20 protein-coding genes are annotated in these 23,102 nt (G+C 72.3%); 18 read left to right on the forward strand and 2 right to left on the reverse strand.

Going from position 1 to position 23,102, the window contains the following annotated elements:
* The first annotated feature begins 112 nt into the window (after window positions 1–112).
* The 7 genes from AB0472_RS28835 (at window position 113) to AB0472_RS28865 (ending at window position 9,214) form a co-directional block, all read left to right on the forward strand.
* Entirely contained in the window at window positions 113–955 is an 843-nt protein-coding gene (locus tag AB0472_RS28835; protein ID WP_366360458.1) for a nitrilase-related carbon-nitrogen hydrolase, read from the forward strand.
* Window positions 952–2,235, forward strand: a complete 1,284-nt coding sequence (locus AB0472_RS28840) for an aspartate aminotransferase family protein (RefSeq protein ID WP_366360460.1) — start codon at window positions 952–954, stop codon at window positions 2,233–2,235. Before AB0472_RS28835 ends, AB0472_RS28840 begins: the two co-directional genes overlap by 4 nt.
* Window positions 2,236–2,433: 198 nt before the next feature.
* Window positions 2,434–4,014: a PucR family transcriptional regulator gene (locus AB0472_RS28845; RefSeq protein ID WP_366360461.1), complete on the forward strand. Its 1,581-nt coding sequence runs from the start codon at window positions 2,434–2,436 to the stop codon at window positions 4,012–4,014.
* Between the two features lie 155 nt (window positions 4,015–4,169).
* Window positions 4,170–5,012, forward strand: a complete 843-nt coding sequence (locus AB0472_RS28850) for a nitrilase-related carbon-nitrogen hydrolase (protein ID WP_366360463.1) — start codon at window positions 4,170–4,172, stop codon at window positions 5,010–5,012.
* Between the two features lie 117 nt (window positions 5,013–5,129).
* Window positions 5,130–6,533, forward strand: coding sequence for a dihydropyrimidinase (gene hydA / locus AB0472_RS28855; protein ID WP_366360465.1), 1,404 nt, complete (start codon window positions 5,130–5,132; stop codon window positions 6,531–6,533).
* 11 nt (window positions 6,534–6,544) lie between these two features.
* Window positions 6,545–7,564: a TIGR03842 family LLM class F420-dependent oxidoreductase gene (locus AB0472_RS28860; protein ID WP_366360467.1), complete on the forward strand. Its 1,020-nt coding sequence runs from the start codon at window positions 6,545–6,547 to the stop codon at window positions 7,562–7,564.
* Between the two features lie 129 nt (window positions 7,565–7,693).
* Window positions 7,694–9,214 carry an NCS1 family nucleobase:cation symporter-1 gene (locus AB0472_RS28865; protein ID WP_366360469.1) on the forward strand — a complete coding sequence of 507 codons (1,521 nt, stop codon included), beginning with the start codon at window positions 7,694–7,696 and terminating at the stop codon, window positions 9,212–9,214.
* A 37-nt stretch (window positions 9,215–9,251) separates the two neighbouring features.
* Here the strand turns inward: AB0472_RS28865 and AB0472_RS28870 are convergent, their stop codons facing one another.
* On the reverse strand, window positions 9,252–9,935 hold the full coding sequence (locus AB0472_RS28870; protein WP_366360471.1) for a hypothetical protein: 684 nt from the start codon (window positions 9,933–9,935) through the stop codon (window positions 9,252–9,254).
* A 258-nt stretch (window positions 9,936–10,193) separates the two neighbouring features.
* On the reverse strand, window positions 10,194–10,460 hold the full coding sequence (locus AB0472_RS28875) for a GlsB/YeaQ/YmgE family stress response membrane protein (RefSeq protein ID WP_366360511.1): 267 nt from the start codon (window positions 10,458–10,460) through the stop codon (window positions 10,194–10,196).
* A 264-nt stretch (window positions 10,461–10,724) separates the two neighbouring features.
* Here AB0472_RS28875 and AB0472_RS28880 point away from each other — a divergent pair, with 264 nt between their 5' ends.
* From AB0472_RS28880 to AB0472_RS28930, 11 genes are all read left to right on the forward strand, one after another.
* A complete protein-coding gene (locus AB0472_RS28880; protein WP_366360473.1) occupies window positions 10,725–11,087 on the forward strand; it encodes a metalloregulator ArsR/SmtB family transcription factor in 363 nt (120 codons plus the stop codon).
* A gap of 236 nt (window positions 11,088–11,323) precedes the next feature.
* The gene (locus AB0472_RS28885) at window positions 11,324–13,021 is read left to right on the forward strand and encodes an LCP family protein (protein WP_366360474.1); all 1,698 of its coding nucleotides are present in this window, start codon (window positions 11,324–11,326) and stop codon (window positions 13,019–13,021) included.
* 102 nt (window positions 13,022–13,123) lie between these two features.
* Window positions 13,124–14,920: a gamma-glutamyltransferase gene (locus AB0472_RS28890; protein ID WP_366360476.1), complete on the forward strand. Its 1,797-nt coding sequence runs from the start codon at window positions 13,124–13,126 to the stop codon at window positions 14,918–14,920.
* A 131-nt stretch (window positions 14,921–15,051) separates the two neighbouring features.
* Complete coding sequence (locus AB0472_RS28895) at window positions 15,052–15,900, forward strand: inositol monophosphatase family protein (RefSeq protein ID WP_366360478.1); 849 nt, start codon at window positions 15,052–15,054, stop codon at window positions 15,898–15,900.
* A gap of 84 nt (window positions 15,901–15,984) precedes the next feature.
* Window positions 15,985–17,394, forward strand: coding sequence for an NAD(P)/FAD-dependent oxidoreductase (locus tag AB0472_RS28900; protein WP_366360480.1), 1,410 nt, complete (start codon window positions 15,985–15,987; stop codon window positions 17,392–17,394).
* Window positions 17,391–17,900 carry an O-acetyl-ADP-ribose deacetylase gene (locus tag AB0472_RS28905; RefSeq protein ID WP_366360482.1) on the forward strand — a complete coding sequence of 170 codons (510 nt, stop codon included), beginning with the start codon at window positions 17,391–17,393 and terminating at the stop codon, window positions 17,898–17,900. Before AB0472_RS28900 ends, AB0472_RS28905 begins: the two co-directional genes overlap by 4 nt.
* A gap of 127 nt (window positions 17,901–18,027) precedes the next feature.
* The gene (locus AB0472_RS28910; protein WP_366360484.1) at window positions 18,028–18,909 is read left to right on the forward strand and encodes a YhjD/YihY/BrkB family envelope integrity protein; all 882 of its coding nucleotides are present in this window, start codon (window positions 18,028–18,030) and stop codon (window positions 18,907–18,909) included.
* An 83-nt stretch (window positions 18,910–18,992) separates the two neighbouring features.
* Entirely contained in the window at window positions 18,993–21,650 is a 2,658-nt protein-coding gene (locus AB0472_RS28915) for a LuxR C-terminal-related transcriptional regulator (RefSeq protein WP_366360486.1), read from the forward strand.
* A gap of 112 nt (window positions 21,651–21,762) precedes the next feature.
* Complete coding sequence (locus AB0472_RS28920) at window positions 21,763–21,960, forward strand: hypothetical protein (RefSeq protein ID WP_089107713.1); 198 nt, start codon at window positions 21,763–21,765, stop codon at window positions 21,958–21,960.
* 126 nt (window positions 21,961–22,086) lie between these two features.
* Window positions 22,087–22,563 carry an SHOCT domain-containing protein gene (locus AB0472_RS28925; RefSeq protein WP_366360488.1) on the forward strand — a complete coding sequence of 159 codons (477 nt, stop codon included), beginning with the start codon at window positions 22,087–22,089 and terminating at the stop codon, window positions 22,561–22,563.
* 33 nt (window positions 22,564–22,596) lie between these two features.
* Complete coding sequence (locus AB0472_RS28930) at window positions 22,597–23,052, forward strand: hypothetical protein (protein WP_366360489.1); 456 nt, start codon at window positions 22,597–22,599, stop codon at window positions 23,050–23,052.
* The last annotated feature ends 50 nt before the right edge of the window (window positions 23,053–23,102 follow it).

The following is a 23,102-nucleotide window of genomic DNA, read 5'->3' on the forward strand; positions in this document are numbered from 1 at the left end:
CCGCCAGCCAGGTTAGAAACGCGATCGACTCGGCGGCTTAACGACGATGGTCTTGGCAAGGACTCCGAGGAGGCCTACTTTCGACCCTCTACGGGCGTAGAAGGAGCAGCTCATGGCCAACGTCGTACGCGCCGCTCTGGTCCAGGCCACCTGGACCGGCGACACCGAGTCCATGGTGACGAAACACGAGGAACACGCCCGCGAGGCGGCCCGCCGAGGCGCGAAGATCATCGGATTTCAGGAAGTCTTCAACGCCCCCTACTTCTGCCAGGTCCAGGACCCCGAGCACTACCGCTGGGCCGAGCCGGTCCCGGACGGCCCCACCACCCGTCGTATGCAGGAACTCGCGCGCGAGACCGGCATGGTGATCGTCGTCCCGGTCTTCGAGGTCGAGCAGTCCGGCTTCTACTACAACACCGCCGCCGTGATCGACGCCGACGGCACCGTCCTCGGCAAGTACCGCAAGCACCACATCCCGCAGGTCAAGGGCTTCTGGGAGAAGTACTACTTCAAGCCCGGGAACGCCGGCTGGCCGGTCTTCGACACCGCCGTCGGCAAGGTCGGCGTGTACATCTGCTACGACCGCCACTTCCCCGAGGGCTGGCGGCAACTCGGCCTCAACGGCGCCCAGTTGGTCTACAACCCGTCGGCCACCTCGCGCGGTCTGTCGGCCTACCTCTGGCAGCTGGAGCAGCCGGCCGCCGCCGTCGCCAACGAGTACTTCGTCGCCGCCATCAACCGGGTGGGCCAGGAGGAGTACGGGGACAACGATTTCTACGGGACGAGCTATTTCGTCGATCCACGTGGGCAGTTCGTGGGGGAGGTCGCGAGCGACAAGGGCGAGGAACTCGTCGTCCGCGACCTCGACTTCGACCTGATCGACGAGGTGCGGCAGCAGTGGGCCTTCTACCGCGACCGCCGTCCCGACGCCTACGAAGGGCTGGTACAGCCGTGAACGACCTCTTCGCCCGCCACCGCCAGGTCCTGCCCGACTGGCTGGCTCTCTACTACGACGAGCCCCTGGAGATCACCCACGGCGAGGGCCGGCACGTCTGGGACGCGGCCGGCAACCGCTACCTCGACTTCTTCGGCGGCATCCTCACCACGATGACCGCGCACGCGCTGCCCGAGGTGACGAAGGCGGTGAGCGAGCAGGCCGGCCGGATCATCCACTCCTCCACCCTGTACCTCAACCGCCCCATGGTCGAACTGGCCGAACGCATCGCGCAGTTGAGCGGCATCCCGGACGCCAGGGTCTTCTTCACCACCTCCGGCACCGAGGCCAACGACACGGCCCTGCTGCTCGCCACGACCTACCGGCGCACCAACACCGTCCTGGCGATGCGCAACAGCTACCACGGCCGCTCCTTCAGCTCGGTCGGCATCACCGGCAACAAGGGCTGGTCCCCGACCTCCCTGTCCCCGCTGCAGACGCTGTACGTCCACGGCGGCGTGCGCACCCGCGGCCCGTTCGCCGAGCTGAACGACCGCGACTTCATCGCGGCCTGCGTCGACGACCTGCGCGACCTGCTCGGCCACACCCGTGCGCCGGCCGCGCTGATCGCCGAGCCCATCCAGGGCGTCGGCGGCTTCACCTCCCCGCCCGACGGGCTCTACGCGGCCTTCCGCAAGGTCCTCCAGGAGCAGGGCATCCTCTGGATCGCCGACGAGGTGCAGACCGGCTGGGGCCGTACCGGCGAGCACTTCTGGGGCTGGCAGGCACACGGCCAGAGCGGCCCGCCGGACATCCTCACCTTCGCCAAGGGCATCGGCAACGGCAGCTCCATCGGCGGTGTGGTGGCCCGCTCCGAGATCATGAACTGCCTGGACTCCAACAGCATCTCGACGTTCGGCGGCACCCAGGTCACGATGGCCGCGGGCCTCGCCAACCTGTCGTACCTCCTGGAGCACGACCTCCAGGGCAACGCCCGCCGGGTCGGCGGCCTCCTCATCGAACGCCTCCGCTCGGTCGCCGCTCAACTGCCCGGCGTCCGCGAGGTCCGGGGCCGCGGCCTGATGATCGGCGTCGAACTGGTCAAGCCCGGAACCGACGAGGCCGACCCCAAGTCCGCCTCGGCCGTCCTGGAGGCGGCCCGTGAAGGCGGTCTCCTCATCGGCAAGGGCGGCGGCCACAACACGAGCGCGCTGCGCATCGCCCCGCCACTGTCCCTGACGGTGGCGGAGGCGGAGGAGGGCGCGGCGATCCTCGAACAGGCGCTGCGGAGGGCGTACTAGGCGTTCCGCCGTGTGCCGACTGCGGCGCCGTCGTGGCCGGTCGCGCAGTTCCTCCCCCGGCCTTCGGCCGGGGGGACCCCCAGCGCCCCTGACGGGGGCCATGCAGCCCCCTGCTTCCAGGGGCGCGAACTGCGCGACCAGCCCCCACCGGCCTGCAGGGCTCCCCACGCACCGCACCTGACCAAGGGACCACGCAAGATGACCGCCACCTGGGATCCCCCGAACACCACAGACCCCATACTGTCGGTCCGCCAGATCCTCGCCCTGGAACGGGTCCTGGCCGGGGACCCCGAGGTGGTGGCCGGAGCCGTACACCTCGACCGCCCGGTCCGCTGGGTGCACGTCGCCGAGGCCCCCGACGTCGGCGTCATGCTCACCGGCGGCGAGATGGTCCTCACCACCGGCGTCCTGCTCGCCGGCGACGAGCACAAGCAGGCCGAGTACATCCAGTCCCTGCACCGGGCCGAGGCGGCGGCCGTCGTCCTCGGTCTCGGCCGGGCCTTCCCCGCCCCACCCGACGCCATGCGCCGCGCAGCGGACCGCTGCGGCCTCCCTCTGGTGGTCCTGCACCGCCCCTTCCCCTTCGCCGAGCTGACGGAGGAGGTCCAGTCCCGGCTGGTCCGGCGCAAGTTCGCCGCCGTCAGCCTCTCCGAGTCCGTCCGCACCGCCCTCACCGGCCTCATCACGGCCGCCGCCCCCCTCCAGCGGCTCCTCGACGAAGTCGCCGTGCACAGCGCCTGCCCGGTCGTCGTGACCAACCTCGCGCACCGGGTCCTCGCCACCGCGGGGGAGCGGTCCGCCGTGGACGACGTGCTGCGGGACTGGGAACGCATCGCACGGCAGGCCGGCGGCGGCGCGGCCGACGGCTGGATCCGTGCCGAACTGGGCGGCCGGGGCGAACGCTGGGGCCAGATCATGCTCTGCGGCTACCGCGGTGACACCGCCACCGGCCGGCTGCTGGCCGAGCGGGGCGCCGAGGCACTCGTGCTGCACCGCATGCTCGGTGGCGGCTCCGCCCACACCTGGGAGGAGCAGTCCGCGCAGAGCCTGCTGACCGACCTGGTCTCCGGGGTCGTACCGGCCCGCCAGCTGCTGCCCAGGGCCCGGGCGGCCGGCCTCCCGGTCAACCGGCGGACCTTCGTCCCCCTCGTCGTACGGGACGCCGGACCGGCCCAACTGGAGCGGATCCTGCGCCTGTTGGGCCTGCCCGGACTCGTCGCCGAACTCACCGAGCGCACCACCGCCGTCCTGCTCAGCCTCGCCCGCGACCAGGACGCCGACGCCCTGGCCGCGCACTTCGCCGCCCGGCTGCACGGCGAGTCGGCGGGGCCCCGGGCGGTGGTGGCCGCCGCGGGCGCCCGTACCGTCTGGGACGACGTGCCCGTCGGACTGCGCGAGGCCCAGCACGTGGCCGACGCGGTCGCCGACACCACCGCCGCCCTCGACCTGCCGGCCGTCGTCCGCCTCAAGGACGTCCACCTGCGCGGCCTGATCCGGCTGCTGCGGGACGACCCGCAGGTCCAGTCCTTCGCCGAGCGCGAGCTGGACGGCCTGCTGTGCGGGAACGGCACCGACCAGGACCTGCTCGGCGTCCTGCGGACCTACCTCGCCACCGGCCGCAACAAGTCCCGCACCGCCCAGCTCCACCACGTCTCCCGCCCCGCGCTGTACCGCCGCCTGGAGGCGATACAGACCCGGCTCGGCGTCGACCTCGACGACTTCGAGCAGGCGGCCTCGGTGCACATCGCACTCCTCGCGCACGACGCGCAACAGCAGTGAAACATGCGACGACCTGGGAAAACGGCGGTGAAACATGGGCGGACGGCAGCGTGACACGGTGCCACGCCGGGCGCCCGCAGACGTGACACGATGCAACTCAAAGAGGACTTCCGGGCTTTCTAGCCTTCTCGCACACCGAGCGACCGGAGGTCCCGATGAGCCGAGTGATTCGTGCCGCCCTCTTCCAGACCGCCTGGACCGGCGACAAGGAGTCGATGATCCAGGTCCACGAACAGGCGGCCCGCGACGCGGCCGCGCAGGGCGCGCAGGTCCTGTGCTTCCAGGAGCTGTTCTACGGACCCTACTTCTGCCAGGTCCAGGACAAGGCCTTCTACGAGTACGCCGAGCAGGTCCCGGACGGCCCGGTCGTCCAGCGCTTCCAGGCCCTCGCCCGCGAACTGGGCCTCGTCCTGATCCTGCCGGTGTACGAGGAGGAGCAGCCCGGCATCCTCTACAACACCGCCGCCGTGATCGATGCCGACGGCTCGTACCTCGGCAAGTACCGCAAGCACCACATCCCCCAGGTCCCCGGATTCTGGGAGAAGTTCTACTTCCGGCCGGGGAACGCGGGCTGGCCGGTCTTCGAGACGGCCGTCGGGAAGATCGGCGTCTACATCTGCTACGACCGCCACTTCCCGGAAGGCTGGCGGGCGTTGGGCCTCGCGGGCGCCGAGATCGTCTTCAACCCGTCGGCCACGTCGCGCGGGCTCTCCCGCTACCTCTGGCAGCTGGAGCAGCCGGCGGCGGCCGCGGCCAACGAGTACTTCGTCGGCGCGATCAACCGGGTCGGCGTGGAGGACCTGGGCGACAACGACTTCTACGGCACCTCCTACTTCGTGGACCCGGAGGCCCAGTTCGTCGGCGAGGTGGCCTCCGACAAGGAGACCGAACTCGTCGTCCGCGACCTGGACCTGGCCAAGCTCCGCGAGGTCCGCGACCGCTGGCAGTTCTTCCGGGACCGCCGCCCGGACGCGTACGGCCCGATCACCGCGCCGTAGAGGCCGCGTCGACCGCGTTCCGGCAGGGGCGCTGGGGGTCCCCCGGCCGAAGGCTGGGGGAGGAACTGCGCCATCAGCCACGTCGGACCCGCACATGACCACGAAGGAGAGGACCCCATGACCGGCCGGACAGTAATCCGTGGCGGACTCGTCATCACCGCGTCCGACGAGATCCACGCCGACGTCCTGATCGAGGACGGCCGCATCGCCGCCCTCGCGGCGACCGGCACCCCCGCCGCCGAGGCCTTCACCGCCGAGCGCACCATCGACGCCACCGGCAAGTACGTCATCCCGGGCGGCGTCGACGCCCACACCCACATGGAGCTGCCGTTCGGCGGCACCTTCGCCTCCGACACCTTCGAGACCGGCACCCGGGCCGCCGCCTGGGGCGGTACGACCACCATCGTCGACTTCGCCGTGCAGAGCGTCGGCCACAGCCTGCGCGAGGGCCTCGACGCCTGGCACGCCAAGGCCGAGGGCAACTGCGCCGTCGACTACGGCTTCCACATGATCGTCTCCGACGTGAACCAGGAGACGCTGAAGGAGATGGACCTCCTCGTCGAGGAAGGCGTCACCTCCTTCAAGCAGTTCATGGCCTACCCGGGCGTCTTCTACTCCGACGACGGCCAGATCCTGCGCGCCATGCAGCGCTCCGCCGAGAACGGCGGCCTGATCATGATGCACGCGGAGAACGGCATCGCCATCGACGTCCTCGTGGAACAGGCCCTGGCGCGCGGCGAGACCGACCCCCGCTACCACGGCGAGGTCCGCAAGGCCCTCCTCGAAGCCGAGGCCACGCACCGGGCCATCAAGCTCGCCCAGGTCGCCGGCGCGCCCCTCTACGTCGTGCACGTCTCGGCCATGGAAGCGGTCGCCGAGCTCGCGCGGGCCCGCGACGAGGGGCTCCCGGTCTTCGGCGAGACCTGCCCCCAGTACCTCTTCCTCTCCACCGACAACCTCGCCGAGCCCGACTTCGAGGGCTCGAAGTACGTGTGCTCGACGCCCCTGCGCCCCAAGGAGCACCAGGCCAAGCTCTGGCAGGGCCTCAGGACCGACGACCTCCAGGTCGTCTCCACCGACCACTGCCCCTTCTGCTTCGTCGGCCAGAAGGAGCTCGGCCGCGGCGACTTCTCGAAGATCCCCAACGGCCTGCCCGGCGTCGAGAACCGGATGGACCTGCTCCACCAGGCCGTCGTCGACGGGCACATCAGCCGCCGCCGCTGGATCGAGATCGCCTGCGCCGCCCCGGCCCGGATGTTCGGCATGTACCCGAAGAAGGGCACCATCACCCCGGGTGCCGACGCCGACGTCGTCATCTACGACCCCCATGCGGAGCAGGTCGTCTCCGCGGAGACCCACCACATGAACGTCGACTACTCGGCGTACGAGGGCCGGCGCCTCACCGGCCGCGTCGAGACGGTCCTCTCGCGCGGCGAACCCGTCATCACCGAGCGGGAGTACACCGGACACGCCGGGCACGGCGTCTACACCCCGCGCTCCACCTGTCAGTACCTCAACTAGGAGAGGCGCCCATGGACTTCGGACTTGTCCTGCAGACCGACCCGCCGGCCTCCCGGGTCATCAGCCTGATGAAACGGGCCGAACGCAACGGCTTCCGCTACGGCTGGACCTTCGACTCCGCGGTGCTCTGGCAGGAGCCGTTCGTGATCTACAGTCAGATCCTCGCGAACACCAGCAAGCTGACGGTCGGGCCCATGGTCACCAACCCGGGCACCCGCACCTGGGAGGTCACCGCCTCCACCTTCGCCACCCTCAACGACATGTTCGGCAACCGCACGGTCTGCGGCATCGGCCGCGGCGACTCCGCGATGCGGGTGGCCGGCCGCAAGCCCAACACCCTCGCCCGGATCAGCGAGGCCATGAAGGTCATCCGCGCCCTCGGCAGCGGCGGCGAGGCCGACCTCGGCGGGACCGTCATCAGGTTTCCCTGGGTCAAGCCGGGCGCAGAACTCCCCGTCTGGATGGCCGCGTACGGCCCGAAGGCCCTGAAGATGACCGGTGAGGAGGCCGACGGGTTCATCCTCCAACTCTCCGACCTCTACCTCACCGAGTACATGGTCAAGGCGGTGAAGGAGGCGGCCGTCGCCGCCGGACGCGACCCGTCCGAGGTCAGGATCTGCGTCGCCGCTCCCGCCTACGTCACCGAGGACGACTCGCCCGAGGCCCTCGCCCACGCCCGCGACCAGTGCCGCTGGTTCGGCGGCATGGTCGGCAACCACGTCGCCGACCTGGTCGCCAAGTACGGCGAGCACTCCGCCGCGGTACCCGACGAGCTCACCGACTACATCAAGGCCCGCCAGGGGTACGACTACTCGCACCACGGGCGCAGCGGCAACCCCGACACCGAGTTCGTCCCCGACGAGATCGTCGACCGCTTCTGCGTCATCGGCCCGGCGGAGAAGCACATCGAGAAGCTGGCCGCCCTGCGCGAGCTGGGCGTCGACCAGTTCGCCGTCTACGACATGCACGACGCACAGGAGGCCACCATCGACGCGTACGGGACGAAGATCATCCCGGCCGTCAACGGCTAGCTCCCTCCTGACAGTTGGTCTCCCCCTTCCCGCCTCCCGGGAAGGGGGCCAGGGCGCACCCCACACGCGTACCCCCCGCCCCGCCCGCACGGCCTTTCCCGTCCCATCTCACCCCCGATTGGCCTGCCCATGACCGACACCGCTCCCTCCGCCATACCCCTGTCCGGTCAAGTCGCCCTCCCCGACGGGCGCGTCGAGCTCACCCCGGGCTCCCCGCCGCCGAGCGGTCCGTACGCCAACGAGGACCTGCTGCCGGTCCCCGTCGTCAAGCGCACCTGGACCACGTACAACTTCTCCGCCCTCTGGGTCGGCATGGCCCACAACACGGCGTCCTGGACCCTGGCCTCCGGGCTCATCGCGGTCGGCATGGACTGGAAACAGGCCGTGTTCACCATCGCCCTCGCCAACCTGATCGTCCTCGTCCCGATGCTGCTCACCGGGCACGCCGGACCCAAGTACGGCATCCCCTTCCCGGTCTTCGCCCGCGCCTCCTTCGGCGTGCGCGGCGCCAACCTCCCGGCGGTCGTGCGGGCGTTGGTGGCCTGCGGCTGGTTCGGCATCCAGACCTGGATCGGCGGCGAGGCCATCTACTTCCTGGCCGGCAAGCTGATCGGCGACAGCTGGGCGAACGCCTCGCACATCGGCGGCTACGCCTGGACCATGTGGCTGTCGTTCGCGCTCTTCTGGGTCCTCCAGGTCGCGATCATCTACCGGGGCATGGAGACCATCCGCCGCTTCGAGAACTGGGCCGCGCCCTTCGTCATCGTCGGCGCCGTCGTGATGCTGATCTGGATGAGCAACAAGGCCGGCGGTCTCGGCCCGCTTTTCGACCAGCCCTCCAAGCTGGGCTGGGGCGGCGGCTTCTGGAAGATCTTCTGGCCGTCCCTGATGGGCATGATCGGCTTCTGGTCGACGCTGTCCCTGAACATCCCCGACTTCACCCGGTACGGCAGGAGCCAGAAGGCGCAGACCCGGGGCCAGGCCCTCGGCCTGCCCACCACCATGACCCTCTTCGCCTTCCTCTCCGTCCTGGTGACCTCCGGATCGCAGGCCGTCTACGGGCAGCCGATCTGGGACCCGGTGCAGCTGGCCGCCAAGACGGACAACGTGGTCGGCCTGCTCTACGCCCTGGTCACCGTCCTCGTCGCGACGCTCTCCGTGAACATCGCGGCGAACCTGGTCTCGCCCGCCTTCGACTTCTCCAACATCGCGCCCCGGAAGATCAGTTTCCGCACCGGCGCACTGATCACCTCGGTCCTCGCGGTACTGATCTTCCCGTGGAAGCTGTACTCCGACCCGCAGGGCTACATCTTCACCTGGCTCGGCCTGGTCGGCGGTCTGCTCGGCACGGTCGCCGGCATCCTCGTCGCCGACTACTGGATCCTGCGCCGCACCCGCCTCGACCTGACCGACCTGTACCGCACGGGCGGCCGCTACTGGTACGACGGCGGCTGGAACTGGCGGGCCGTCGTGGCCTTCCTCGTCGGCGGCGTCCTCGCGATCGGCGGCGCCAGCTTCAAACCCCTGATCGACGGCCGTCCCATCCCGGCCCTGTCCTCGCTCGCCGACTACGGCTGGGCGGTCGGCCTCGGCACGTCCCTGGTGCTGTACCTGGGGCTGAGCCGGCTGGTGCCGCCCAAGGAGGCGTGACAGCGGGAGGAGTGCGCACGAAGGGCGGCCAGTCCGGCTACTGGCTGCCCTTCAGCGCCGTCACCGCGGCCTTCGCCGCCTGGATGGCGCCCTTGTTGATCACGTCCGTGCTGGGCGCCTTCTTGTTCTCGAAGTCGCTGCCGTTGTAGGTGACGACCACCAGCGCGTTGGAGACCTGGGCCATCACCACGCCCTCGCGGGTCTGCTGCTTGTCCTCGGTGGTCAGGTTCACCACCGAGTAGCCGTTGTCGCCGAGCCCCGGCACGGCCCCGCCACCGCTCTTCTCCGCGACCCGGTCCTTGTACTCCTTGGCCGCCGCCGCGTTCGAGTCCATGATCTCGAAGGAGACGTCGAGCCAACGGTAGTCGTAGCCCTTGAGCGCGTTCCACGAGCAGGTGCGGCGCAGCTTGGTGTCGGTGGAGGGGATCTCCTTGCCGGCCGTCTTCGCGCCGGGCACCAGCGACTTGATGGTGGCCACCGGGATGCTGCCGCAGGGCGCGGGGGCGGCGGAGAACGCCTTGGTGGCGGTCGTGGAGGCGGAGGACGTCGACGGGGAGTCGCCCGCCGACTGGCCCCCCGACTGCTGGGCCGAGGTGTCGCCTGATGCACTGGTGGACGTCGTCGTGTCCGGGCCCGACGCCATCGCCCAGCCGGCACAGGCGAGCACGGCGACCGGCGTCAGGCGCGCGGTGAGGGCGAGCGGCAGTGGAAGAGAACGCAAGTCGCACTTCTCGCTGGGGGACGGTGTGCGGAGTGGTCCGCACCGCGGACGGGACGCCAGTTTCACACGAGTCCCTGTGGGGCGGAAGTGGAATCCCTGCCTTGCCTGCGGGACGGCCAGCGGCCGCTGTCGACAGCGGCCGCTGGCCGTCCCCCTACATCCGGAATGTCGTCCGTCCGCGGTCCCCGTACATCCGGAATGTCGTGACTGCATCCGGCCGTGAGAGTGACCGGAGTCACCGTCGGGCCCGTCCGCCACTCAGTCGCGCGAGTTGCCGAACAGCAGCCGGTAGCCGATGAGGAGGACCAGGGAGCCGGCGATCGCGGCACCCCACGTGTAGAGGTCGAAGAAGTGCTTCTCCACCGGGCGGTCGAGGAAGCGGGAGGAGAGCCAGCCGCCCACGAAGGCCCCCGCGACGCCGATGAGGGTGGTGCCGATCAGGCCACCCGGGTCCCGGCCGGGCAGCAGGATCTTGGCGATGGCTCCGGCGAGGAGACCCAGGACGATCCAGCCGATGATGCCCACGTTCGTTGTCCTCCAGTACGGGTGCTGCGTCACGGACACCGCCGCTCCGCGGGGTGCTGCTCCGCTGAGTTGCGTTGTTGCGCAAGCTTAGGAACGGGAGCGGTCGCCGGACACGCCTGACGCCGGGCCGTCGACGATCTGTCACGCACCCAGGACAATGCGGGGAACACGTGGCGGACATTGCGGAGAGGTCCTGCGGGGTGCGGTGACCGTACGCCTACACTGAGTGGGCGTCCGTGCCGAGACTGTGAGGGGGAGTACGCCGTGGGGGAGACCAGCGACGGCTTCACGGACCCCTCCGACGGGGTGCTGACGGAGGCGGCCGCGGTGTTCGGGCTCCTCGCCTCGCCGGCCCGGCTGCACATCATGTGGGCGCTGTCCCAGGGGGAGAGCGACGTGACGCGCCTCGCCGACCGGGTCGGCGGCGCCCTGCCGGCGGTCAGTCAGCACCTGGCCAAACTCCGGCTGGCCGGTCTGGTGCGGTCCCGCCGGGAGGGCCGGCGGCAGGTCTACTACGTGGACGATCCGGACATCGTGACCGTGGTGCGGGTCACCGTCGGACAGCTGACCGCACGCTCGCACCAGGCCCCGGTGCCGGTGCGGCGGTTGTACGAGGCCGGCGTCTGACCGAGCTGATCCCGCTCGGTGTGCGGGGGCGGACGGCGAGTGTGTCCCGGAGGTTTCATGAGATGCCTCACCTGTGAATTCGGGTGGGGCTTGTGCTGTCGGGGCTGTGGGTTTGTTAGATTGCGCAATCACGCAACCCAAATGGGCCCACCTCGCGGCTGCCCGTAACCCGCCGCGGGCGCCCGACCTGCCCGACCGTACCCGCAGACGGACCCGACCGTTCATGGGAGTGGAAGATGACCGACCCGTGGGACGGCCCGGGAGGCCAGGCCACGCGCAGCCGCACCGACCGGGTGCCCGGACAGCGCGGGGCCCTGCCGGACGGGACGCGGCCGACCGGCGGCCGGGCCGCCGCCCGGCAGGCGGCGAAGACCCGCGGCGGCCGAGGCTCCAGGCGGGCGAAGTCGGCCGGCCGCGGCAAGCGGGTCCTGAAGATCGTGGGCCTGTGCACGGCGCTCCTGGTGCTGGTCACGGCCGGCGCGGGCTGGTGGTTCTACCAGCACCTCAACGGCAACATCAACAGCGTCTCCCTCGACGGCAAGGGCGGCACCGAGAAGGCCGACGCGTTCGGCCGCACCCCGATCAACATCCTGGTGATCGGCTCGGACGGCCGGACCAGCTCGGCGGACTGCAAGCTCGGCGGCGGCTGCAAGGAGACCGGCGTCCAGACCGGCAACGGCAACGCGGACGTGGAGATGGTCGTCCACATATCCGCCGACCGCTCCAACGCCACGGTCATGAGCATCCCGCGTGACACCATGGTCGACGTCCCCGCCTGCAAGGACAGCTCCGGCGGTCAGTCCACCTCCGGCTACTACGGCCAGGTCAACAGCGCCCTCCAGTACGGCGCCGCCTGCCAGGTCGCCACCGTGCACCAGCTCACCGGCGTCCCCATCGACCACTTCGTCAAACTGGACTTCTCCGGCGTGGTCAAGATGTCCGACGCGGTCGGCGGTGTCTCCGTGTGCGTCAACAACAACGTGTACGACACCTACTCGCACCTGAAGCTGTCCAAGGGCAGCCACACCCTCAAGGGCGAGGCCGCGCTGGAGTTCGTCCGCTCCCGGCACGGCTTCGGCGACGGCAGCGACCTCGGCCGTACCGTCTCGCAGCACATCTTCCTCAGCGCGATGATCCGCAAGTTCAAGAGCGCGGGCACCCTCACCGACCCGACCGCGGTCTACAAGCTCGCCGACGCGGCCACCAAGGCGCTGACCGTGGACGACGACCTCGACAGCGTCAAGAAGCTGATCTCGCTCGCGGCCGACGTGAACAAGGTCCCCACCAAGCGGATGACCTTCACCACCATGCAGACCGCGCCCGACCCGAACAACAGCAACCGTGTGGTGGTCGGCGCGGGCGCCAAGGACCTGTTCGCCACCATGGCCAACGACCAGTCGCTGACCACCAGCTCCGGCAAGAAGTCGTCGGCGGCCTCGGCGACCGCGAAGCCGACACCCACCGCGACCGTGCCCGCCTCCCAGATCGCCGTGACCGTCGAGAACGGCACCGACATCACGGGCCGCGCCTCCGCCATCGCGAACTCCCTGATCTCCCAGGGCTTCAGCACCGGCACCAGCACGGCCAACGCCCCGGCCTCGGCGGCCACGACCACCGTGACCTACGGCAGCGGCGACAAGGCCGAGGCGCAGACCGTCGCCAAGGCCCTGGACATTCCCGGCTCGCACATCAAGTCGGGCAGCGGCACCGGCGTGGTCCTGGTGATCGGCAGCGACTGGAGCAGCGGCACCTCCTACCCGGCCAGCTCCGGAGACACCAAGGCGGCCGTCTCCAACGCCAACGCCTCGACCGCCGACGACTCCAAGACCTGCGCCAAGGTCAGCCAGTACAAGACGGTGAGCCTCAACGGGATCCCGATGACCCCGTCCCAGGCGTACGCGGCGGCGACGAACAAGCCCGACTCGGACAAGTGACGGGGAGAGGCGGGCCCCCTGGAGGGGGTTCGCCCCGCCACGGCCGTGAAAGCATGTAACCGCCAGACACCTGGCCCGGCCGTGCGCACAGCGAGGTGACAGATGCAGTTCACCACCCGTCCCACCCTCCAGGGCACCTTCGGCATGGTCTCGTCCACGCACTGGCTGGCCTCCCAGTCGGCGATGGCGGTCCTGGAGAGCGGCGGCAACGCGTACGACGCGGCCGTCGCCGGCGCCTTCGTCCTGCACGTGGTCGAGCCGCACCTCAACGGGCCGGCCGGCGAGGTGCCGATCCTGCTCGCCCCGGCCGGCGGGCAGGTGCGGGTGCTCTGCGGACAGGGCGTGGCCCCGGCCGGCGCGGACGTCGCCCACTACCGGGGGCTCGGGCTGGACCTCGTCCCCGGCACCGGGCCGCTGGCCGCGGCCGTACCCGGCGCCTTCGACGCCTGGCTGCTGCTCCTCCGCGACCACGGCAGCAAGCCGCTCGACGAGGTCCTGAAGTACGCCGTCGGCTACGCCGAGCACGGGCACCCGGCCGTGGAGAACGTCGGCGCCACGGTGGAGAGCGTCCGGCAGCTGTTCGAGACCGAGTGGACGTCGTCGGCGGAGCTCTACCTGCCCGGCGGCCGGGCCCCCCGCCCCGGCGAGCTGCTGCGCAACCCCGCCCTCGCCGCCACCTGGAAGCGGCTGCTCGCCGAGACCGCCGGCGCCGGGGACCGCGAGGCCCGCATCGACGCGGCCCGCGAGGTGTGGCGCACCGGCTTCATCGCCGAGGCACTGGTACGGCAGGCCGCCCGACCCACCATGGACACCAGCGGCACCCGGCACACCGGCACCCTCACCGCCGCCGACCTGGCCGCCTGGTCCGCGGGCTACGAGAGCCCGGTCTCGTACGACTGGAACGGCTGGACCGTGTGCAAGGCCGGCCCCTGGAGCCAGGGCCCCGCCCTGCTCCAGCAGCTCGCCCTGCTGCCGCCCGAACTGCCCGCCTACGGCTCGGCCGACTACGTCCACCTCCTGATCGAGGGCTGCAAGCTCGCCATGGCCGACCGTGAGGCCTGGTACGGGGACGCGGCCGAGGTACCGCTGGCCGAGCTGCTCTCGGACGCCTACAACGCCGGGCGGCGCGAGCTGATCGGCGCCAAGGCCGCCGAGGAGCTGCGGCCGGGCAGCCCCGGCGGACGCGAGCCCCGGCTGCCCGGGCACGCGCGTGTGGAGGCCGGGAGGAACAGCGGCTTCGACCCGATGGGCGCCGGTGAGCCGACGGTCGCGCAGGTCGGTGCCGACGGCACCACCCGGGGCGACACCTGCCACCTGGACGTCGTCGACCGCTGGGGCAACATGGTCGCCGCCACGCCCAGCGGCGGCTGGCTCCAGTCCAACCCCGTCGTCCCGGAACTGGGCTTCCCCCTCGGCACCCGGCTCCAGATGGCCTGGCTGGAGGAGGGCCTGCCGAACTCCCTCACGCCCGGCAGACGCCCGCGCACCACCCTCACCCCCTCGCTCGCCCTGCGCGACGGCGTCCCGGTGCTGGCCTTCGGCACGCCCGGCGGCGACCAGCAGGACCAGTGGCAGCTGCACTTCCTCCTCGCCGTCGCGCTACGCGGCGAGGTCCGCGGCGGCCTCGACCTGCAGGGCGCGATCGACGCCCCGAACTGGCACAACGACAGCTTCCCCAGCTCCTTCTACCCGCGCGGCCGGCGCCCCGGGAGCGTGACCGTCGAGTCCCGCACGGACGACGAGGTCGTCGCGGAGCTGCGGCGGCGCGGCCACGACGTCACGGTCGGGCCGGGCTGGTCGGAGGGCCGCCTGTGCGCGGTGGCCCGGGACCCGCACACCGGTGTGCTGTCGGCGGCGGCCAACCCGCGCGGGATGCAGGGCTACGCGGTCGGACGCTGACGCGGCTCCGCCGGCCCGCTCCGTCCGCCGACGGCACACCGGCCGTCGGCACCGCCTGTTCGTCCGTATTCCATGTGTCGTACATCCGACCCGTGGGGATTGTTGTCAGTGACGCGTGCTCTCATGGAGGCATGATCGAAGCAACGGAGACCATCGACGAGTTTCTCCTCCAGCACGCCGGTGACGTCGAGGACGCCATCCGCAAGGCCGCCCGGACCGAGATCCTGCCCCGCTGGCGGCGGCTCGCCGACCACGAGGTCGACCAGAAGAGCGGCCCGCACGACCTGGTCACCGACGCCGACCGGCTCGCCGAGCGGTACCTCACCGCCGAGCTCGGCGCCCTGCTGCCCGGTTCCGTCGTGGTCGGCGAGGAGGCGGTGCACGCCGACCCGGAGACCTACGACGCGCTTCAGGGCGACGCGCCGGTGTGGATCGTCGACCCGGTCGACGGCACCCGCCAGTTCGTGCGCGGCGAGGACGGCTTCTGCACCCTGGTCGCGCTCGCCCACCGGGGCGTCCTGCTCGCCTCCTGGACCTACGCCCCCGCCCGAGAGCAACTCGCCACCGCGGTACGGGGGAAGGGCGCCTTCCTGGACGGCGAGCGGCTGCTCGCCGGCGCGCCCGAGGCGGGCCGGGACCTGCGCGTCGCCACCTCCCACCCGGACTACACGACCGACGCGCAGAAGCGCGCCCTCCTCCCGCTGTGGATCGACGGCTTCGCCCCGCGCCCCTGCGGCTCCGCGGGCCTGGAGTATCTCGCCGTCGCCCGCGGCGAGTTGGACGCCACCGCGTTCAGCTGGGAGGCCGCCTGGGACCACGCGGCAGGGCTGCTGCTGGTCGAGGAGGCGGGCGGCGCCCACCTCACGATCGCCGGCGAGCCGTTCCGGATCACCGGCGACAACGCCCTGCCGTTCACCGCGGCCCGCGACGCCGCCACCGCCCACCGGATCGTGGACCTGCTGCTGAACCCGCACTGGTGACCCGAGCGAGGGGAGTGTCAGTCCCCCGGCATATCCTGAACCCGAGTGGCCATCGGCTGACGAAGGGGTCCGAAGGTGCCGTCGATGCTCGATGCGGTCGTGGTGGGGGCGGGGCCTAACGGCCTGACGGCCGCCGTGGAGCTGGCCCGGCGCGGCTTCTCCGTGGCGCTCTTCGAGGCACGGGACACCGTGGGCGGCGGCGCCCGCACCGAGGAGCTCACCCTCCCCGGCTTCCGGCACGACCCGTGCTCCGCGGCCCACCCGCTCGGTATCAACTCACCCGCGTTCCGCGCCCTGCCCCTGGACCGCTACGGCCTCAGGTGGCTGCACCCGGACCTGCCGATGGCCCACCCGTTCCCCGACGGGAGCGCGGCCGTCCTGGCCCGCTCCGTCGCCGAGACCGCGGCCTCCTTCGGGCCCCGTGACGCCGGCACCTACCGCAGGCTGGTCGAGCCGTTCCTGCCCAAGTGGGACACCCTGGCCCGGGACTTCATGTCCCTGCCGCTGACCGCGCTGCCCCGCGACCCGGTCACCCTCGCCCGGTTCGGCCTCGCCGGGCTGCCGCCCGCCGCCCTGGTGATGCGCCGCTTCCGCGACGAGCGGGCCCGCACCCTCTTCGCCGGACTCGTCGCCCACGTCATGGCCCCGCTGAGCGGCTTCGCCACCGGCGCCGTCGGCCTGGTCTTCGCGCTCGCCGCGCACGCCCGCGGCTGGCCGGTGGCGGCCGGCGGCTCCCAGGCCATCTCCGACGCCCTCGCCGCGTACCTGACGGACCTCGGCGGCGCGATCCACACGGACTACGAGGTCAAGCGCCTCGACGACCTGCCGCCCGCCCGGTCGTACGTCTTCGACACCTCGCCCACCGCCCTGGCCCGCATCGCGGGCCTCGGCAACTACTACCGGGACTACCGGTACGGCCCGGGCGTCTTCAAGATCGACTACGCGCTGGACGGCCCGGTCCCGTGGACGGCCCCGGAGGCCCGCCGCGCCGGGACCGTGCAGATCGGCGCGGACAGCACGGAGATCGGCACCGCCCTGCGTGCCGCCTCCCGCGAGGGCCGCGCCCCCGACCGGCCGTTCATGATCACCGTGCAGCCGAGTGTCGTGGACCCGGCCCGCGCCCCCGAGGGCAAGCACGTCTTCTGGGCGTACGCCCATGTGCCGAGCGGCTGGGGCGGTGACCTCACCGAGGTGATGGAGCGTCAACTGGAGCGCTTCGCCCCGGGGTTCCGCGACCGCGTGCTGGCCCGCGCCACCGCCGGGCCCGCCGAACTGGCCGCCCGCAACGCCAACTACGTCGGCGGTGACATCGGCACCGGCGCGGTCTCCGGCCTGCAGATCATGCTCCGCCCCAAGCTCTCCCTGTTCCCCTACGGCACCCCGCATCCCGCCGTCTTCATCTGCTCGTCGGCCACCCCGCCGGGACCCGGCGTGCACGGCATGTCGGGGCACAACGCGGCGAAGGCCGTGTGGAGGAGGCTGCGACAGTCATGACCCGTATCACCCTCGTCCAGGGCGACATCACCCGGCAGAGCGTCGACGCGATCGTCAACGCGGCCAACTCCTCCCTGCTCGGCGGCGGGGGCGTCGACGGCGCCATCCACCGCCGCGGCGGCCCCGCGATCCTCGCGGACTGCCGCAGGCTGCGCGCCGGCCACTACGGCAAGGGCCTGCCCACCGGCCAGGCCGTCGCCACCACGGCCGGCGACCTCGACGCCCGGTGGGTCATCCACACCGTCGGCCCCGTCCACTCCGCCGGCGAGGACCGCTCCGAGCTGCTGGCCTCCTGTTACCGCGAGTCCCTCCGCCGCGCCGACGAGCTCGGCGCCCGCACGGTCGCGTTCCCCGCGGTCTCCACCGGGATCTACGGCTGGCCGATGGACGACGGCGCCCGGATCGCCGTCACGACCGTCCAGGAGGCGGACACGGCCGTCGAGGAGGTGCGGTTCGTGCTCTTCGACGAGCGGGCCTACGAGGCGTTCGCCCGGCAGCTGCCCTGACGGCACGGGGTGCCGTCGCACCGCCCGCCCCGCACCCTGGACGGCAGGGAGGCGGCAGGGAGAGGAGCAGGCGATGCCGGCCAGCGGGCGGAGGCCGCACAGCGGGTCCGGAGCGCGCCGGTCCGCCGTGTCCCGGTGGCGCGCGCGGACCGCGCGCCTGGTCGCCGCCGCGAAGGCCGCGCACCGGCGGGCGGAGGCCCGCTTCCCGGTCGTCACACACCTCGCCGAACGGCTGGTGTCCGTGAACATCTTCGACACCGCCACCCGCCTGGCCGCCCAGTGCTTCCTGACCGCCGTCCCGCTGCTCTTCGTCTTCGCCGCCTACGCCCCACCGGTCCTCCGGGACCAGCTGCTGCACTCCCTGCGCTCGGCCTTCGGGCTGTCCGGCCCGGTCGACACCGGGATCCAGCAGCTGATGCAGCCGCCGAACGAAGACCTGCGGCAGACCACCGGTGTGATCGGCGGCCTCATGGCGCTGATCTCGGCCACGGCCGTCAGCCGGGCCGTGCAACGGCTGTGCAAGCGCGCCTGGGAGATCCCCCGGGGCGGCCCCCGGATCGCGCCGTGGCGCTGGGTGGCCTGGCTCTTCCTGTGGATCGGCGCCCTGCTGCTGGAAGGCACCCTGCACAACGGCTTCGGCCTGGGCGTCTGGCTGGGCGTCCCGGTCACCCTCGTCTGCCAGACCGGCCTTTGGTGGTGGACCCAGCACCTGCTCCTCGGCGGCCGGATCGGCTGGCGGCCCCTGCTGCCCGGCGCCCTGGTCACGGCGGCCGCCCTCACCGCCCTGAGCGCGACCGCCCAGCTCTACCTGCCGCTGACCCTCGACCGCACCGTCGCCGAGTACGGCCCCGTGGGCTCGGTGTTCGTGGTGCTGTCCTGGCTGATCGTGGTCTGCCTGGTCGCCACCGTCAGTGTCAGCACCGGCGCGGTCCTCGCCCAGGAGCCGTTCCTCGCCCACCGCCTCGGCAGTCCGCCGCCGAGCCGGGAGCCGCGGGCGCCGGCGCCCTGACGCCCTGCGCGCCGGCCCCGACACTGGGATCCTGATCGTGCGACGCGCCGACCACGGTCGACCGGACACGGGAGGTGATCTCTGTGGCCGCGAGGGACGACAGCGCACGGGGACCGGCCCTCGGGTACGCCGACCCCCTGGGGGAGCCGTTTCTGCGCACCCGGTTCGCGGTGCCGGCCAGACCCGCCACCTTCGTCCGCAGACCCCGGCTCACCGCACACCTCGACCAGGCCCTCGACACCCCGCTGACCATGGTCAACGGAGCGGCCGGCGCCGGCAAGACCCTCCTCGTCGCCGACTGGGCCGCCCGGCTCGGCCGACCGGTCGCCTGGTTCACCAGCGAGGCGGGCGACCAGGGCAGCGGCCTGTTCTGGGCCCATGTCCTGCACGCCCTGCACAGCGCCGGAACACGGCCGCCGGCCGGGACCGCCGGCCCTCCCGGGGGCCCGTGCACGGTGGACCACCGGCTGCTGGCCCGCCTCGCCGACGAGCTCAGCGGCCGCGACCGGCCGGCGATCCTCGTCCTCGACGAGTTCGACCGGCAGACCGCCCCGGAGACCGCCGAGCAGCTCGAGTTCGTTCTGCGCCACGCCGGACCGGGCCTGCGGCTGATCCTCGTCACCCGCACCGAACCCCTGCTGCCCCTGCACCGCTACCGCGCCGCGGCGGCCATGACCGAGATCAGGAACCAGGAGCTGGCCTTCACCCCCGAGGAGGCGGCCGACCTGCTGGCCCGGCACGGCCTGCGGCTGCCCGCCGACGCCACCCGCGCCCTGGTGGAGCGCACCGGGGGCTGGGCGGCCGGCCTGCGGCTGAGCGCTCTGGCCGCGCAGCAGAGCGCGGACCCGGAGACGTACCTCAAGGAGTTCGAGGCCGGCCACGGCACCATCGCGGACTTCCTCCTCGCCGAGGTGGTCGGACGGCAGCCGCCCGCGACACAGGACCTGTTGCTGCGGGTCAGCGTCCTGGACCGGTTCGGGCCCGAGCTGGCGGAGGCGCTGACCGGCCGGCCCGACGCCGGTCCGCTGCTGGCCGCGCTGTGCCGGCAGAACGCCTTCGTCGAGGACCTCGGACACTCCTGCTACCGGCTGCATCCGCTGTTCGGGGAGATCCTCCGGGTCCACCTGGGGGCCCGCTCGCCGCGGCTCGAACCCGAACTGCACCGACGCGCCGCGTGGTGGCTGCGGGCCCACGGCGCCGTACCCGAGGCGCTCGCCCACGGTGCGGCGGCGGGCGACTGGGAGTGCGCCGCCGGCACCCTCGTCGAGGACCTGGCCGTCGGCCGGCTCCTCACCGGTCCGGGCGCGGACGATCTCACCGAGCTGTTCTCCGCCATGGGCCCGGAAGCCACCGGAGCGGCCGTGGAACTGGTGCGTGCGGCCCGCGGGCTGGCCGAGTACGACCTCGACCACGCACTGGCCCACCTCGGCCGCGCGGCGGAGAGCCCCGCCACCGGTGCGGCCGCCGCCGCGGCCCGGCTGAGCCACACGCTCCTGGAGTCCCTGGCGGCCAGGCTGTCCGGCGCGCCGGACAGGGCCGAGCAGGCGGTGGCCGCGGCCGAGCGGCTGCGCCACGAGGTGCCCGCCCGCCTCCTCGCCAGACATCCCGAAATCACCGCCCTCCTCCACACCCACCTGGGCTCGGCCCGGGTCTGGGCCGGGCACTTCGACGCGGCGCGGGCCGCCCTGACCGAGGTGGCCGAGCTGCCCGGTGACGCCCTGACCGAACTGCCCCGCGAGGACTGCCTCGGCCACCTGGCGCTGATCGACTACCTCGACGGCCGGCTCGACCGCGCGGAGAGCCGGGCCCTGGCCGCGGCCGAGGCGACCCGGAGCCGCGGCGGACGCCCGTTCCCCGGCGCCGGCCTCGGCCAGCTGGTGCTGGCCGCCGTCGCCGTCGACCGCGACGAGCTGGAGCGGGCCCGGGCCCTGCTGGACGAGGCCGCCGAGTCCGCTCCAGGCGCGGGCGCTCCCGACCCGGTGACCGAGGCCTGCCGCGCCCTCGCCGGCGGCCGGCTGCGGCTCGCCCTCGGCGACCCGGCCGGCGCCGCGCACGCCGCCGACCCTGCCGTGGCGGCCCGGGTGCCCTCCCCCTGGGCGATGGCGAACACGGCCCTGGCCACGGCGGCCGTGCTGCTCGCCGAGGGCCGCACCGGCATCGCCGCCGAGGCGCTGGACGGGCTCGACGGCCTGGCCGGCCCCCTGTGCGCCGCGGAGGCCGCGTGGATGCGGCTCGCCGCCGGTCACCGCGAGGACGCCCTGGCGACGGCCGACCGGCTGCTGTGCGCGGATGCCCGGACCGGCCCCGGCGTCACGGTCCGGGCCGTCCTGCTGAGGGCCCGTGCGGCGGCCGAGGCGGGGGACCCCGGCACCGCCCGCAAGCTGCTCGCCCGGGCACTTCTGGAGGCACGCAGGGACCGGCTGCGCCGCCCGTTCCTCGACGCCGGGCCGGGGATCCGCCGCCTCCTGGACGCCCCGCCGCTGCACGGCCTGGCCGCCGGCTGGCTCTACGGCGACGGCCCGGGCGCCGGTTCCCCGCCGCTGCTCGTCGAGGAGCTGAGCGGACGCGAGCGCGAGGTGCTCGGCCGGCTGGCGCAGATGATGTCCACCCAGGAGATCGCCGCCGATCTGTACGTCTCCGTGAACACGGTGAAGACGCACCTCAAGAGCATCTACCGGAAGCTGGGCGTGGGCCGGCGCGGCGACGCGGTACGCCGGGCCCGCGAGCGCGGGCTGCTCTGACCGCGCCCCTCCCCGGTCCGGTTCACCTGTGCCGGGTGAGGCCGGCCGGGGGACGCGCGGGCAGGATCACGGAACGGACAGACCGCAGCAGACCCGCGGCGGGAGACGGCTCATGCGCTACGAGATCCGCGTCGAAGGGACCATGTCGGAGACGCTGACCCGGGCCTTCCCGGAGATGGAACACGTGACGATGTCCGGCGAGACGGTCCTGTTCGGTCCCGTCGTCGACGAGGCGCATCTGTACGGCCTGCTGAACCGCTGCCTGTCACTGGGGCTGCGGGTCGTCGAGATGCGTCGCCTGCCGGAGTGACGGGGCCGCGGTCCCGGGCGCCGGGCACGATCACCCGCACCGGGTGAGGAACCCCGGCGCCCGCCGTGCGCACGCTGGAACGGCAGGGCCCGGCCGACCGGCCGGCGCCGTGGACGGAGGACGTACATGAGCGCGCAGACCTACCTCGCATACGACTATCCGCTGCTGAGCGCCTTCTGGACGATGTTGTGGCTCTTCCTGTGGATCATGTGGCTCGTCCTGCTGTTCCGGGTCATCGTGGACATCTTCCGCGACGACTCGATGGGCGGCTGGGCCAAGGCCGGCTGGCTGGCCCTCTGCATCGTCGTCCCCTTCCTGGGCGTCCTCGTCTACGTGATCGCCCGCGGCAAGGGGATGGGGCAGCGGGAGATCGCCCAGGCCCGCGACCAGCAGAAGGCGTTCGAGTCGTACATCCGGCAGACCGCCAAGACCGGCCCCGGCCGGAGCAGCAGCGTCGACGAACTGGCCAGGCTCTCCGAGATGAAGTCCCGCGGCGACATCTCGGACGAGGAGTTCCGCAGGGCCAAGGCACTGGTCCTGAGCGACTACGGGCCGGCCGAGCGCTCCGGCTCCGGCTCGGTGCCCACCGCCCACGGGCGCTGAGCACCCCCTCCGAGAACGAATCGAGGCAGCCCCATGACCGCCACACATCCCGCGCACCACTCGCACCACCACACCGCCAAGATGGCGTGGGCCGGTGGACTGACCGCCTTCGCCGCCGTCATGCTCATGATCGCCGGACTGCTCGCGGTGTTCCGGGGCATCATGGCGATCGCCCAGGACGACGTCTTCGTCACGACCCCGAACTACGTGTTCAAGTTCGACCTCACCAGCTGGGGCTGGATCCACCTGGTCCTGGGCGTGATCGCGGTGGTCGTCGGCATCGGCCTCCTCCAGCCGGCCATGTGGGCACGCGGCGCCGGGGTGGCGATCGCCGCGCTGGTGATCATCGCCAACTTCCTGTCCCTGCCGTACTACCCGGTCTGGTCCGTCGTGATGATCGCGCTGTCCGGATTCATCATCTGGGCGCTCTGCGTGGCGCGCGGCGGCGACTCCGCGGACACCACGGGCACCGGCGCGGACCTGCGCTGACGGCCCGGTGCCGTGCCGCGCCTGCGTCGTGCGGGACTCCGCTCAGGCCG

It is taken from the genome of Streptomyces sp. NPDC086777, from assembly GCF_040702065.1.
Classification (GTDB): Bacteria; Actinomycetota; Actinomycetes; order Streptomycetales; family Streptomycetaceae; genus Streptomyces.

What these genes read in the sequence shown, in the direction of transcription:
- AB0472_RS28900 (WP_366360480.1), top strand. Translation starts at nt 15,985, where the DNA reads ATGCTCGATGCGGTCGTGGTGGGGGCGGGGCCTAACGGCCTGACGGCC.
- AB0472_RS28920 (WP_089107713.1), top strand. Translation starts at nt 21,763, where the DNA reads ATGCGCTACGAGATCCGCGTCGAAGGGACCATGTCGGAGACGCTGACC.
- AB0472_RS28905 (WP_366360482.1), top strand. Translation starts at nt 17,391, where the DNA reads ATGACCCGTATCACCCTCGTCCAGGGCGACATCACCCGGCAGAGCGTC.
- AB0472_RS28865 (WP_366360469.1), top strand. Translation starts at nt 7,694, where the DNA reads ATGACCGACACCGCTCCCTCCGCCATACCCCTGTCCGGTCAAGTCGCC.
- hydA (WP_366360465.1), top strand. Translation starts at nt 5,130, where the DNA reads ATGACCGGCCGGACAGTAATCCGTGGCGGACTCGTCATCACCGCGTCC.
- AB0472_RS28850 (WP_366360463.1), top strand. Translation starts at nt 4,170, where the DNA reads ATGAGCCGAGTGATTCGTGCCGCCCTCTTCCAGACCGCCTGGACCGGC.
- AB0472_RS28885 (WP_366360474.1), top strand. Translation starts at nt 11,324, where the DNA reads ATGACCGACCCGTGGGACGGCCCGGGAGGCCAGGCCACGCGCAGCCGC.
- AB0472_RS28845 (WP_366360461.1), top strand. Translation starts at nt 2,434, where the DNA reads ATGACCGCCACCTGGGATCCCCCGAACACCACAGACCCCATACTGTCG.
- AB0472_RS28895 (WP_366360478.1), top strand. Translation starts at nt 15,052, where the DNA reads ATGATCGAAGCAACGGAGACCATCGACGAGTTTCTCCTCCAGCACGCC.
- AB0472_RS28860 (WP_366360467.1), top strand. Translation starts at nt 6,545, where the DNA reads ATGGACTTCGGACTTGTCCTGCAGACCGACCCGCCGGCCTCCCGGGTC.
- AB0472_RS28925 (WP_366360488.1), top strand. Translation starts at nt 22,087, where the DNA reads ATGAGCGCGCAGACCTACCTCGCATACGACTATCCGCTGCTGAGCGCC.
- AB0472_RS28890 (WP_366360476.1), top strand. Translation starts at nt 13,124, where the DNA reads ATGCAGTTCACCACCCGTCCCACCCTCCAGGGCACCTTCGGCATGGTC.
- AB0472_RS28930 (WP_366360489.1), top strand. Translation starts at nt 22,597, where the DNA reads ATGACCGCCACACATCCCGCGCACCACTCGCACCACCACACCGCCAAG.
- AB0472_RS28835 (WP_366360458.1), top strand. Translation starts at nt 113, where the DNA reads ATGGCCAACGTCGTACGCGCCGCTCTGGTCCAGGCCACCTGGACCGGC.